This window comes from Pseudomonas arvensis (genome assembly GCF_056688935.1).
In genome coordinates this window covers 2,640,696-2,654,282 of sequence record NZ_CP162038.1, presented here as the reverse complement: position 1 = coordinate 2,654,282, position 13,587 = coordinate 2,640,696, and the positions used below count along the sequence as shown (strand labels likewise).

Below are 13,587 nucleotides of genomic sequence, written 5' to 3'. Positions count from 1 at the left end.
TTGCCCCTCCCACAGTTGGATTGCATTGCAAAGTGAATCAAATTACAAACCTGGCCACCATCCCATTCAAATCCACCGCCAGGCGCGACAGCTCATGGCTGGCCGCGCTGGTCTGGTTGGCACCCGCCGCCGACTGGGTAGCCAGGTCGCGGATATTCACCAGGTTGCGGTCAACCTCGCGGGACACCTGGGCCTGTTCTTCCGAGGCGCTGGCGATGACCAGGTTGCGCTCGTTGATCAGGCTGATGGACTGGGTGATCTGCTCCAGCGCCACACCGGCGGCGCGCGCCATTTCCAGGGTGTTCTGGGTGCGCTGATTGCTTTGCTGCATGGATTGCACGGCTTCGCCGGTGCCGTTCTGGATGCCGGCGACCATTTTTTCGATCTCCTGGGTCGACTGTGCGGTGCGATGGGCCAGGGCGCGCACCTCATCCGCCACCACCGCGAAACCGCGCCCCGCTTCACCGGCACGGGCCGCTTCAATGGCGGCGTTGAGCGCCAGCAGGTTGGTCTGCTCAGCGATCGCACGGATCACGTCAAGCACCTTGCCGATATCGCGGCCCTGGGTGGCCAGGCCTTCGATCATCGCGGCGGTGTTCTGCACGTCCTGGGTCATGGTCTGGATCGCACCAACGGTTTCCACCACCCGGTCGCGACCTTCGCGTGCGGCCTGGTTGGACTGGCTGGACGCCTCGGAAGTGGACACGGCGTTGCGCGCCACTTCTTCCACCGCTGCGGTCATCTCGTTGACGGCGGTGGCGGCCTGATCGATTTCATTGTTCTGTTGCTGCAAGCCTTTGGAGGCTTCTTCGGTGACCGCACTGAGTTCCTCGGCGGCGGACGCCAGTTGCGTGGCCGAGCCGGCGATGTGCTGGATGGTCTGACGCAGGTTGGCCTGCATGGCGGCCAGGGCGCCGATCAAACGGGCCGGTTCGTCGTTGCCGTCGTCTGCGATGGCGGTGCTGAGGTTGCCGGCGGCGATGGTTTCGGCCACGGCCACGGCTTTGCGCAACGGCGTGACGATGCTGCGGGTCAGCAGCCAGGCCAGCAACACCGTGAGCAAGGCGGCGGCGACCGAGACTACGATTACGCCGGTGATCGCGCTGTCGTAGCCGTGCCCGGCTTCAGCGTCGGCAGCCTTGGCATCGGCGGCATTGATAGCGATCAATTTGTTCAGTTGCTCGCCCATCTGGTCGGTGCCGTCCTTGATGCGGCTGTTGATCAGCGCACGCATCTCATCGACTTTGCCTTGCCTGGACAGGGTAAGCATGTCGGCCTGGGCCTTTAAGTAGTTGTCCAACGTGGCGCCAAACGTCTTGTACAACGCCGCCTCTTCCGGCCCGGCAGGCAACGTGGCGTAACCGGCCTGGGCTGTCTTGACCTTGTCGGTCAGCACGCCGATGCGGGTTTCAGCTTCCTGCAACGCGGCAGGATCGCGATTGACCAGTACGCGAAACGACAGGATGCGCATGCGCAGCACGTTTTCCGTGATCGTGCCCAAGTACGTCACGCTGGGTAGCTGGTTGGCGCTCATGGCCACCGACGCCTCGCGGATCAGCGTCATGCGGTTGACCGCAAACACGCCAAGAACAACCACTAACAACGCGATAAACGCGAAACCGAGAGAAGCACGAGGGGCGATATTCAGGTGACGGAGGGACATAGACGAGACTCTCTGGAGTAGTGTTTGCGCGCATCCTTGCCGCGAAACGATCCGCCGGCGTCAACGCACCGCTCAGACCTCGGCCCACTGTTGTTATTGATCGGTGGGCCTATACACGTTATCGGCTGAGTGCAGGGTTTTACGCAGAGCACTCATAAATATTTTTTTACACTTCTGACGATCGACCGTTTCTGGCATCCTGCGCCTCCATTTTCTGACCCGAGCCCGCATTTTGTCTGACGCTCAAGCCCCCCGCCCGCGCTATAAATCCGACCTGATCTACGGCCTGGAAGATCGCCCGCACTTCACTGCGGCGATCTTTGCCGCGTTGCAGCATGTCTTGGCGAGTTTTGTCGGCATCATCACCCCGACCCTGATCGTCGGGGGTGTGCTCGGGCTGGAAAGCGAAGTGCCGTACCTGGTGAGCATGGCACTGTTTGTGTCGGGGCTCGGCACCTTCGTACAGGCGCGTAAGTTCGGCCCGATAGGTTCGGGGCTGCTGTGCCTGCAAGGCACCAGTTTTTCGTTTATCAGCGTGATCCTCAGTGCGGGCTTCATGGTCAAGGCCCGTGGCGGCGGCACCGATGAAATCCTCTCGACGATCTTTGGCATCTGCTTTTTCGCGGCGTTTATCGAGGTGGTGCTCAGCCAGTTCATCGGCAAGCTGCGCAAGCTGATCACCCCGGTGGTGACCGGCACCATCATTACCTTGATGGGCTTGTCGCTGATCAAGGTGGCGGTCACCGACATGGCGGGCGGCTTTGGCGCCAGCGACCTGGGGGCCGCAAGCAATATGGGCCTGGCGGCACTGGTGCTGGTGACCATCGTGGTGCTCAACCGCTTCAACAACCCGTTCCTGCGCCTGGGTTCGATCGTGATCGGCCTGACCCTGGGTTTTGTGGTGGCGTGGTGGATGGGCCGCGTCGACCTGGCCGCCCTGCCCCACGTGCCTTTGATCAGCGTGCCGGTGCCGTTCAAGTACGGTTTCTCGTTCGACTGGGTGGCGTTTATCCCTGTAGCGGTGATCTTCCTGATTTCGCCGTTGGAAGCGGCCGGTGACCTGACCGCCAATTCGATGATTTCCCAGCAGCCGGTCAAAGGCCCGCTGTATATCAAGCGCATCAAGTCCGGCCTGCTGGCCGACGGCCTCAACTCGGCGATGGCCGCCACGTTCAACAGCCTGCCGATGGTGACCTTCGCCCAGAACAACGGCGTGATCCAGCTGACCGGCGTGGCCAGCCGCTACGTGGCGTACTTCATCGCGGGTTTGCTGGTGCTGCTGGGGCTGTTCCCGATGATCGGCGCAGTGCTGCAACTGATGCCCAAGCCGGTGCTGGGCGGCGCGACCCTGATCATGTTCGGCACGGTGGCCGTGGCCGGCATCAAGATCCTCGCCGAAGCCGGGCTGCACCGGCGCAATGTGCTGATCGTGGCCATCTCCCTCGGCATGGGCCTGGGCGTCGCCGCCGTGCCGGAAGTGCTGCGTGACCTGCCCAAGGCCCTGCACAACATCTTCGAGTCGCCGATTACCGTGGGCGCGTTCTGTGCCATCCTGCTGAACATTTTCCTGCCGGAAGAGTTCATAGCACTGCAAGAAGATGAATTTGATCCGGAGTCCTCTACCCTCAAAGTGATGCAGGACCCGGACGTCACGAAATAGGAGCACCTTTGTATGCGCAAGCTCATGGTTCTATCACTGTTGCTGCTGACCTTGAGCGCCTGCACGCTGTTCCCCAACCGCGACCCGGTCAACATCACGGTGGTGGGCATCGAGCCCCTGCAAAGCCAGGAACTGGAAGTGCGCTTCGTGGTGAAACTGCGGGTGCAAAACCCAATGAAGCAGCGATCGACTACAACGGCGTGGCCCTGGACCTGGAGGTCAATGGCCGACCGTTAGCCTCCGGCGTGAGCGATCAGGCCGGCAGCATTCCACGCTTTTCGGAGACGGTGCTGAGGGTACCGGTCAGCGTTTCGGCGTTCTCTGTGTTGCGCCAAACCCTGGGCTTGAGCCAAACCCAGAGCTTGAACAATTTGCCTTATGTACTGCGCGGCAAACTCGCGGGCGGGTTGTTTGGCACGATGCGGTTTGTGGATCGCGGTACCCTGGACCTGCCTAACACTGCCACTTGGTAAACATGGAGTTCCTGCAACATGGATGCGCTGCCCACCCTTTATACCGAACGCCTGATCCTGCGCCCGCTGACGCTGGACGATGCCGACGCGGTCCAACAGCACTTTCCCCACTGGGAGGTGGTGCGTTACCTCAACGCCCTCGTGCCCTGGCCCTACCCAGTCGACGGCGCCCTCTCCTATCTGCAAAACGTGGCTTTGCCTGCAATGGTTCGGGGCGAGGAATGGCATTGGTCAATCCGCCTCAAAACCGCGCCTGAGCAACTGATCGGCAATGTCAGCCTGATGGATGAAGTGGATAACAACCGTGGTTTCTGGCTGGCGCTACCGTGGCAGGGCCAGGGGCTGATGACCGAAGCCAGTGCGGCGGTGACCGACTATTGGTTCACCGTGCTGCAGCGCCCGCTGATGCGTGTGCCCAAGGCCGCACCCAACCTGGGGTCGCGGCGGATTTCCGAGCGTACGGGGATGCGGCTGATCAGGACGGATGAGGGGCAGTTTGTCGAAGGCACCTTCCTACGGGATATCTGGGAGATGACCCGCGAGGAGTGGTTGGAATCCCAAGCCCACAAACGCTGAGGGCGCCCTCTTACACTCAAACCGTGTGAAGCCGGCTTATCAAGCCGGCCTCCAGCATGTCGACCCGGTTTCAATCGGTGATATAGCGCACGCCTGGCTTGGCGCGTTCATCTACCGTCAGCTCAAACACATCCGGGCGGGCATAGTGCCCCACCACGTCATAGTCATACCGCGCCTTCGCCAGGTCATCGGTATCGATCTGCGCCGTCAACAGCCCCGCGCCACCCAGCAATGGCCCGGCGAGAATATCGCCCATGGGGCCGACAATCACACTGCCGCCCGCAATCAACGGGCGGTCTGCTGGCCAGTTGGCAACCTCCAGCCCCAGCGTGTGGGGCGATGCCTGCACCTGGCACGCGCTCACCACAAAACAGCGTCCTTCGTGGGCCACGTGGCGCATGCTCACTTGCCACATGTCGCGTTCGTCCACCGTTGGCGCGCACCACACCTCCACGCCCTTGGCGTACATCGCCGTGCGCAGCAGCGGCATCATGTTTTCCCAGCACACGGCGCCGCCGATCCGCCCGACTGCCGTGTCGATCACCGGCAAGGTCGAGCCATCACCCTTGCCCCAGATCAGGCGCTCAGTGCCGGTGGGCATCAGTTTGCGGTGCTTGGCCACCAGGCCGCCCGTTGGCTCGATGTACAACACGGTGCAGTACAACGTGCTGCCACTGCGCTCGATCACGCCAAGCACCAAGCTGGCCCCGGTGCGCGCCGACAGGCCGGCCAGCGCCTCGGTCTCGACGCCAGGCACATCAATGGCGTTGGCAAAGTAACGGGCAAAGGCTTCGCGCCCCTCGGGCAGGCGGTAGCCCAGTTGCGTGCCGAAGCCTTCGCCTTTGGGATAACCGCCGAGCAGCGCCTCGGGCATGACCACCAGTTGCGCGCCGCTGCGGGTGATCTCGTCCTCGTAGCCGAGGATTTGCTCAAGGGTTTGGGCCTTGCCGCCCGGCAATGAGCCAATTTGCAAAGCCGCTACAGTGGAAATAGGCATCACGATCACTCCGAAGAAGGGGGGTTGCCCATTCTCCGGCCAGCCGTGATCATGAATAAAGCCCACCTCAGCACTGAATGATATGAGCCAAATGAATATCGCCCAGGTCGACTTGAACCTGCTGAAAACCTTCGAAGCCCTGCATGACGAATCCAGCGCGAGCCGCGCAGCGTTGCGCCTGGGTGTTACGCAATCGGCCATCAGCGCGGGCTTGCGCCGTTTGCGCGAGGTCTACGGCGACCCGTTGTTCGTGCGCACTGGCCGAGGCCTGGCGCCGACGCTGCGGGCCAACCAATTGAAGCCGGTGATCAGTGAGGCGCTGGAGCGCTGCCGGCAAAGCCTGGCCATGGTCAACCCGGACAATCCGCATTATCAGGGGCGCTCCGTGGTACTGGGGCTGTCCGACGACTTTGAAATTGCCTACGGCCGCCGCTTGATGCAGGAGATCGCCCGACGTTTACCGAAACTGCGTGTGATTTTTCGTCAGACCCACAGCCAGATCGTCGCTGACGCCCTGCTCGACCGCACACTCGACCTGGCAGTTACCGCCGGCGGGTTTGCGCAGAACCGCTTGAGTCGGCAGGTGTTGGCAGAAGGTGATTACCGCTGTCTGGTGGACCCCAACAGTCTCGCGCCGCAACAGGTGAGCATCAGCCTGGACGAGTTCGTCGCCCGTGAGCATGTGCTGGTGTCGTCCGGCGGGTTTATCGGCATCACCGACGAGGGGTTGGCAGCGCAAGGGCTGAGTCGCCAAGTGTGTGCGTCGACCAGCCATTTTGCCGCGCTGCCGTTTTTGCTCAAGGGCGGCCACGCGGTGGCAACCATTCCGGGGCATGCGGCACAGGCGATTGCCGAGATGACCGGCTTGCGCGTATTGCCCTGCCCGCTGGCACTGCCGCGTTACCCGGTGGAACTGGGCTGGCGCACCCAGGCCCAGTTGGATCCGATGCTGCTCAAAGTACGCGAAGCGATTGCCGCCAGCTTTACTTCGCCGCCGCCATCAACTTGTTGACTTCGCTGCGCACCATGCCGGAAAACTCCGGCGGCGACATGCCATCAAGCTCTGCGCGAACCCACTCGGCCCACTTGCCCTTGCGCTTGGCACGCTCGCCAAACAACCGCGCCGCTTCGCCCTTGGCCTTGCCCAGGTTGGTTTGCCACAGGTCGTAGAGGCGGGACTTTTCATCTTCCAGCTCGGCGCGTTCGGCGAGGGTCTTGTTGGCGAGATTGAAGCTCATGTTGAATTACCTGCTGCACAAATAGGCGACATCTTACACTGTAGGTCGAAATTTCCTGATTCGGATTTTGCTCAAGAGCACGCCACGGCAAAAAAACTGCAACTTTTGCCATCACGCGACACTCCATTGTTCACTGCCACATTCACTCGCAAGGAGTCACCCAATGGCCCGCAAAACTGCTGCCCAAGCCGTCGAAGACCAAATCAAGGATCAAGCCTTCAGCGAACTCACCGCGCTGATCGAAGAGTCGGACAAATTGCTCAAAAGCAGCGCTGCCCTGGTGGGCGAAGAAGGCGAAACCCTGCGCGAGCAAGTTGCAATCAAACTCAAGCAAGCCTTGGACTCGGTGTCCAGCGTGCGCGAGCGCAGCAAGCCGGTGGTGGATGCCACGGAGACCTACATCGGTGGCCACCCGTGGCAGACCGTGGCGATTTCCGCAGGCTTTGGCCTGGTAGTGGGCCTGTTGCTGGGTCGTCGTAACTGATCGAGCCGGATGCGCATCAGGTTCGAGTAGCAGCTGTCGAGCCTTGGCGAGGCTGCGTGGCGGACGTATTGACACCCCGCAATCTGCGGGGCCGCCAACGCAGCCTGACAGCCTCTGCTCAGTCCATCACCAACGTTTGCAATTGCGCCAAGTCCTGAGCCTGTAGCTCAATTCCCGCCTCCAACGACCTCGCCCGTGTGCGATGCCGTCGATCACCGGGCAACCGTCGCAACCCCGCCGCATGCATCTGCCGCACCAGTTCCTGGCTGCGCTCGGCAAAATTCTGCCCCGCGGTTTTGCTCGGGTCGATCACGATCAGCAACTGCCCGGTCCACGGCGTACGCGCCCCCGGATGATCAGCCCAATTGAATTCAAAGGAGAAGTTGCCGCCAGTCAACGCCGCCGCCAGCAGCTCGACCATCATCGACAATGCCGAGCCTTTGTGGCCGCCAAACGGTAGCAACGCGCCGCCTTCAAGCACGGCTTTAGGGTCAGTGGTGGGTTGGCCGAGGCTGTCGACGCCCATGCCCGGCGGTAAGCGCTCGCCTTTGCGCGCGGCGATCTGCACGTCGCCGTGGGCAATGGCGCTGGTGGCCAGGTCGAACACAATCGGGGCACCGTCGGCACGCGGCGCGGCAAAGGCGATGGGGTTGGTGCCGAACAACGGCCGGTCGGCGCCATGGGGCACCACGCAGGTCATGCTGTTGACCACACTCAGCGCCACCAAGCCCTCTTCGGCGAAGGGTTCGACGTCTGGCCACAGGGCCGCGAAGTGGTGGGAGTTATGGATCGCCATCAATGCGATGCCGGCACTGCGCGCCTTCTCGACCAGCAGCCCTCGCGCCGCCGCCAGGGCTGGCTGGGCAAACCCATTGCACGCATCGACGCGCACAAAGCCGGACGCCACGTCAGTGACCACAGGCACAGCCTTGCCGTTGACCCAACCGCTGGCCAGGGTGCTGAGGTAACCAGGGATGCGGAAGACCCCGTGGCTATGGGCGCCGTCGCGCTCGGCGCTGGCGCAATTGTGCGCCAGGATCGCTGCAACCTCGGGTGAGGTGCCGTGCTTGATAAACACCGCGTGCAACAACCCCACCAGGTCGTTGAACTCAATCAAGGCCGTGGCATGTTCAACTATCGGGGACTGGGCAGACATCTGTAGCTCCGATTTTATAATTGGAAGAGACAACAACAATCCAGACCGTCGATTAAACAACGCCTGCCGTGCCTGCTGTCAACGGCTGCTTGCGAACCCACCCAGTTATGTACCGCCAAGCACTCTGTGGCAGCCCCTACCTTGAGGGCTTACTACCCGCCACGTTGGAGACGCGTACCATGGCGCACATCACCCCGCCGTACTTTCTCGATGAATTCCTGCGTCCGGTAAGGCGCAAAACCCCCACGCAGCGTGAGCGCGCGCTGGGGCTTACCGTCAAGGACCTCGATTGGCTGTTCACGCTGTACGGCGCCAACGACGCTGCACGCCAGAACCCGGCCATGCACAGCTACCCGATGCGGGTGGAACGCTTGTTGCTCAACCCCACGGGGCAATCCGCCATTGCTCTGGCCGGCGCATTTATGATGAGCCCGACCCCTGACGATAACAAAGCCGTGCTCTACACCCCTTATGGCGGCCTGGAGCTGTTCGAGAGCCGCGCCTTCCTGCTCAGTGAATTGCAGGAGCGCCTCACGCAACCCGAGCAGCGCGTCGATTTGCTGCGGTTTCTGGCGATCAGCGAGCGTGATCTACTGCCGGTGACGGCACGCCCTGCCGTGACCGCTGAAGTCATCCTGGGCGCGGTGATGCACGACCAGGAGCAGGCCATCCTGGCCGCGCAACAGAAAAACGTCGCGTGGATGCTCGACGAGTTGCGCAAACTGCCCAACCTGCACAGCATGCTCGACACCTTGCTCGGCATCATGGCGCGGTCCTATTTTCCAGGCCTGAACCAGGCGGATACCCGGGTAAACTTCTTCAGCCTCGCCTCGGCCGGGGAGAACAGCCGCTGGGTCGCCTCAGACCCTCTGCGCGACGTGCTGTTGCGGTTCTATGTCAATCAAGCCTGGCCAACGGATCAAACCCACACGTTTTTCAACTCCAAGCATGACACCCGCGCTTTTACCCAGGAGCAACTGATCCAGGACCAGCGACGCTGGGACAGCGTGGTCGAACAAACCAGCGGTATTCTCGCGAAGTTACTCGGCAGCCTGCTGCAAACCTATTGGAACGAAGATATCAACGCGGGCAATTCACGCCTGAAGCTGTTTGCCGAGGTGATGAGTGAAAAATTTCGCGCCGACCTGCTGTTCAAGCACCAGGACGAGATCCTGTCCACTGAGGAAAGCCAATCGCTGCGAGCCGTGCTCCTTCAGAACCAGACCGCCAGGACCGAATCTGCCCGCCACCTGCGCGTAGAAAAGGTGCAGGTTCACGCGCCCTATCACCACTATGTCGAGCTGGCCAGTACGCTGATGATCAGCAACTCTCACGCGTATCTCTATACCCAAACCCGCGGCCTGCAGGTCCTCAAGGACCTCGATGATCTCAACGCCGCGCTGCTGGCCATGCTCAAGGCCGCGGGGCATGAGGACGAACTGCTCAACTTCCTGTCGCTGGACGAACGCAGTCTGTTTATTGGCATGAACCAGATCCAGGTCACCGGACAGCCTATCGCCGGTAACGTATTCCAGGACATGCTCGACGGCATCGTCGCCAAGCAGCTAAGTAACCTGGAACATGCGCTGGGGCTCTATCGACGCAGCGCCAGCGACATTGACCTGGCGGCGCTGCTCGACCATGCACTGGATGTGCGCACCATGCTCGACAGTCGCTTGCTGGAGCAGGATGCCGGTGGGCGCTGGACGGTGCACCCCGTCAACCTGGGCAATGGCCGCCCCACCACCGTGCGGGCGGAGCAGGCCAAACGCAAACTGCAGACCTTGCTGTCCATCGAGGACGCAATGGCCTTGAAGCGCAAGCAGTACATAACACTGAGCGAGCTTGCGGCCCACGCGCTGGGGGTCGTGTTGACCAAAAAGCATTTGGACCTCAAACCCGCCGAGGTCTTCATCAACACCTACGCCACAGCGGCCCAGGAGCGTGAGTTACGATTGCCGCAGACCTCTACCAGTATGGTCGCGCACTTCATCAAACGCGTGGCCCACAAAGCCTCCGCCCTTAAGATTTCCCCCCACACCTGGTTCTACGGCCCCCGCCGCGAAGGCCGCGCCAACAAACTGAACAACCTGACGGTCGATAGCTTCAATGCTGTGATTGATCAGGCCATGAAGACGTTCACCCAGCACGACCTTCGCCAATTGCCGCACCAGTTGCTGGAAAACAACCAGGCGCACCTTAGCTACGCGATGTTACAGGGCTTGAGCGGCGAGGCTGAACTGAGCCGGCTGTACAAGAGCTTGTCACCGGGCAATCTTGCCCTGCTGGCCAGCGTGCTCAACCCTGACAGTCTGCGCAGCCGCCAGCACCGCCATGGGCTGAACGGTTTTCTGCCGGATGCCTTTGGCCTGACCCTGAACCTGGGGGCCACTCTCCAGCCCCAAACCCTGGCCAATTGTTTTGTACTGACCGAACGTGGCGGCCTGGACCCCGTTCATTCCGGGGCCGCATTGCTGTGGACGCCGCGTTGCGGTTTTGAGGCCTTTGCGTCGATCAGGGCCTTGCGCGAAGCGCTGGAACAACGTTTGCAGGATCCTCTGAACCGTTTGTACCTGATAGAGAACCTGGCGGTGTCCAGGCGGCTACCCCATCAAACCTATCGGCTCGGGCCGCTGCAACGTATTGATGATCATGTGCTGAACAATCGCCAACAGACCTACAGTGATCTGGTACGGGACGAAATTGACCATCTGCTTTTGATGAATCTGGGCGCAAAACGCTTTCAGGAGTGTATGGACGCGCTGATCCGCCGAGCACCGCCGTCCAACCTCCCCAGGGCGATCAGCATGGCGCGCGCTATGATCCGCCAGCAGGAATTGCCGGTCTGGCTGGGCCTCGCCCGGCCCGACGAGCAAATTCTGCAGGCCGAACTGCTCGAACAGTACCGCCTCGCCGCGCTGGACGAGCGCGACTACCTTCACAGCATCACGCCTATGCGCGAACACGCGGTGAGCAGCCTCTCGACTCTGCTGGCTAAGCGGTTCCCAGGGCAATTGGTCAACCCTGACAACATACTGATCGCCGGCCGTATCGGCCTTGACGGCAACGCGCTGAGCCTGACGGACTTCGCCCTAAAGCACTTGCCTGAACTGCGCGCCGACGAAATCCGGCTACGATCGCGCACCGCAATGCCACTGCCCGACACACTCGATGGCAACGCCATAGAGCAATTGGTTCGACAGCTCGACCTGAAAAGCCATTTTCAACAACAGCTGACCACTCACCTCAAAGGCCAGAGCGAGGACACCCGCAAACGCAGGCACTTGTTCTGCCGGCAGCTGCCGTGGCAACTCCTGCAATACGCCCACCAACTGAAACTGGACGAGCGACTGTCCGCATCGGCCTGGGGCTTCATCGCGCAAGTCTTTGATATGCCCGATGGCGTGGCACGCGCCGCCGTGAGGGGTGTGACGGCAATCATTCGCCCCCTGGAATTGATCGCCACCGCTGGCGCAGCAAAGGCCAAGGCGCTGGGCTGCTACCTGATCGGTCCTGAGGCCGGTGCTTCAGGTCCGTCGGTCCTGTATGCGCCTTGCAGCACCACACATTTATTGAAGGAGTACGCCAATGAAGCCGCGCTCCTCAATGAGTTCACCAGCCCTGGAGCCCTGCAGGAGTGGGTCGTCGGCCAGTTGCAGGCGCCGCATCAAGCCACGTATCGCAATTTGCTGCGCCAACGCTGGGGCCGCAAGCCTTCGGACATCCATCTGGGCGCGTCCCCGATCAAGGGCAACCTGCTTGAGCAACTGTTCAAAGACAACATCGAGCAGCTGTTGCAGATGCTGGATCGCCAGTTCACCCGGTCGGGCAAGACCCAGTGGGATGCGGTCACCAGCCTGCTGACCAAAGGGATCCACAACAGCCTGCAATTTCTGCCGGGTAAACTGGCCTACCCAATGGTGGTGTGGCGCAGCTACAAACTGTTCCTCGCCTCCGCAGAAAACCTGCAGCAGCACCGCTGGCAAAACGCGCTCAGAACCTTTGCCGGCGGGGTGGCCGAGTTGGCCTCGTTGCGCAAGGGGCTGGATGCGCTCTTCCCGCCGGCCTCGCCTGCCCAGGAAAGCACCACCCTGGAGCAACGCCCCCCGGCGGCGGCCAGCCTGGCCGAGCTGGGTCTGACGGCGCCGGGGCGTACACAACTGAACGCGTTTGAAGCGCGTGACGTAGCGCTGGTTGACCTGGAAAAAAGCGCGCAGACCCACGTTTACACGGACAAAACCAACACCCGCCACTTCGTGCCGTTGGCGGGAAAAGTCTATCCGGTGAAAAAAGCCGGTGAGCACTGGTGCCTGAGCCAGGCCGAGCAACAGGGTCACTACGTACAGTCCAATGCGCAGGGTGAGTGGACGCTGGACCTCGACCGCCACCACCCGCGCTACGGCAAAACCCTGAGTCGCTACTCATACAACTTTTTCAACCGCATGGCGGTACGAGAGGCCATCAATATTGAAGCAGTGGGCATACGGGCGATCGCTGCGTTATCCAGTTGGAAAGCGCAGTGCATTAATGAGGCGCTCAATGTCGCGACGTATTATGCCGTCACCGCCAAACGCAATCTCCTCCACTTCGCGACGCTGCGCGCTCCCGGCAGCCGGCTCGGGCGTTTTTTCAGTGAGTTGTTCGGCATTGTCACGCTGACGTCCGAACAGTTGCAGAGAGTCGAGCGGCGGGTCGACGAGGTACTTGATGAGTTGACTAACCACACGCTCATCGGCCCCGACTCCATGCGGTTTGTCAGCGGCACCCATCGCCTCGACCGCCATACCAACTTTGCCTTTGTACTGCCCGATGACGCGGACCACAAAATCTACCTGCTGGACCGTTTCTTCGACCCGCCCATGGACATCTACCAGAACCGCTTGACCACGCCGTTCAACCTCTCGGCCCATGCACGGGCAACCACGCTGATTCACGAAATAACCCACATCAAGTCCTTGACCGAAGACTTGGCTTACCTGGACAGCATGCGACCGTTCCCGGACCTGATAAACGTCAACATCAGCGGGTCCAGCGCCATGAAGACCGACTTGACCGACTTGCGTGAAAACGCGCTGTCCCTTTCGACCCCCATCTCGATGCTCTTTCGGACCTGGGACGCCTTTACCCAGGAGTGGCAGGACTTCAGCAGCGACAACAAGAAAAAAGTGCTGAGCAGCACCGGATGCAGAACCCTTGAAGATGCCCGCACAGTCTTCATGAGCAACAGCGACAAGCGCATAGACACCATCCTGGCCAACGCCGATTCCGTGACCTGCATGATCACTGAACTGGGGCGTGTACTGGATGAAGGCGCCTGAGCGGCGCGGGGGTCATACGAAC

General features: G+C 61.3%; 9 protein-coding genes and 1 pseudogene. 6 read left to right on the top strand and 4 right to left on the bottom strand.

Going from position 1 to position 13,587, the window contains the following annotated elements; all coding sequences use genetic code 11:
* Positions 1-37 precede the first annotated feature (37 nt).
* The gene (locus AB3G88_RS11930) at positions 38-1,663 is read right to left on the bottom strand and encodes a methyl-accepting chemotaxis protein (RefSeq protein WP_099585217.1); all 1,626 of its coding nucleotides are present in this window, start codon (positions 1,661-1,663) and stop codon (positions 38-40) included.
* Positions 1,664-1,895: 232 nt separating this feature from the next.
* On the opposite strand from AB3G88_RS11930, the gene AB3G88_RS11925 reads away from it, so the two are divergent.
* From AB3G88_RS11925 to AB3G88_RS11915, 3 genes and pseudogenes are all read left to right on the top strand, one after another.
* Positions 1,896-3,323, top strand: a complete 1,428-nt coding sequence (locus AB3G88_RS11925) for a nucleobase:cation symporter-2 family protein (RefSeq protein WP_112195041.1) — start codon at positions 1,896-1,898, stop codon at positions 3,321-3,323.
* A gap of 12 nt (positions 3,324-3,335) precedes the next feature.
* A pseudogene (locus AB3G88_RS11920) lies at positions 3,336-3,796 on the top strand (LEA/WHy family protein).
* A gap of 18 nt (positions 3,797-3,814) precedes the next feature.
* Entirely contained in the window at positions 3,815-4,372 is a 558-nt protein-coding gene (locus AB3G88_RS11915; protein ID WP_480454126.1) for a GNAT family N-acetyltransferase, read from the top strand.
* A 70-nt stretch (positions 4,373-4,442) separates the two neighbouring features.
* Here AB3G88_RS11915 and AB3G88_RS11910 read toward each other — a convergent pair whose 3' ends face one another.
* Positions 4,443-5,369: a carbon-nitrogen hydrolase family protein gene (locus AB3G88_RS11910; protein ID WP_480454124.1), complete on the bottom strand. Its 927-nt coding sequence runs from the start codon at positions 5,367-5,369 to the stop codon at positions 4,443-4,445.
* 91 nt (positions 5,370-5,460) lie between these two features.
* On the opposite strand from AB3G88_RS11910, the gene AB3G88_RS11905 reads away from it, so the two are divergent.
* The gene (locus AB3G88_RS11905; RefSeq protein WP_112195037.1) at positions 5,461-6,381 is read left to right on the top strand and encodes a LysR family transcriptional regulator; all 921 of its coding nucleotides are present in this window, start codon (positions 5,461-5,463) and stop codon (positions 6,379-6,381) included.
* Here AB3G88_RS11905 and AB3G88_RS11900 read toward each other — a convergent pair.
* Positions 6,353-6,607, bottom strand: coding sequence for a hypothetical protein (locus tag AB3G88_RS11900; protein WP_099585223.1), 255 nt, complete (start codon positions 6,605-6,607; stop codon positions 6,353-6,355). The genes AB3G88_RS11905 and AB3G88_RS11900 overlap by 29 nt on opposite strands.
* Positions 6,608-6,770: 163 nt before the next feature.
* Here AB3G88_RS11900 and AB3G88_RS11895 point away from each other — a divergent pair, with 163 nt between their 5' ends.
* Positions 6,771-7,091 carry an ElaB/YgaM/YqjD family protein gene (locus tag AB3G88_RS11895; protein WP_099585224.1) on the top strand — a complete coding sequence of 107 codons (321 nt, stop codon included), beginning with the start codon at positions 6,771-6,773 and terminating at the stop codon, positions 7,089-7,091.
* Positions 7,092-7,209: 118 nt separating this feature from the next.
* Here AB3G88_RS11895 and AB3G88_RS11890 read toward each other — a convergent pair whose 3' ends face one another.
* Positions 7,210-8,247 (bottom strand): Ldh family oxidoreductase, encoded by a 1,038-nt coding sequence (locus AB3G88_RS11890; protein ID WP_158878705.1) that lies wholly within the window; start codon positions 8,245-8,247, stop codon positions 7,210-7,212.
* A 179-nt stretch (positions 8,248-8,426) separates the two neighbouring features.
* On the opposite strand from AB3G88_RS11890, the gene AB3G88_RS11885 reads away from it, so the two are divergent.
* Positions 8,427-13,565: a dermonecrotic toxin domain-containing protein gene (locus AB3G88_RS11885; RefSeq protein WP_480454122.1), complete on the top strand. Its 5,139-nt coding sequence runs from the start codon at positions 8,427-8,429 to the stop codon at positions 13,563-13,565.
* The last annotated feature ends 22 nt before the right edge of the window (positions 13,566-13,587 follow it).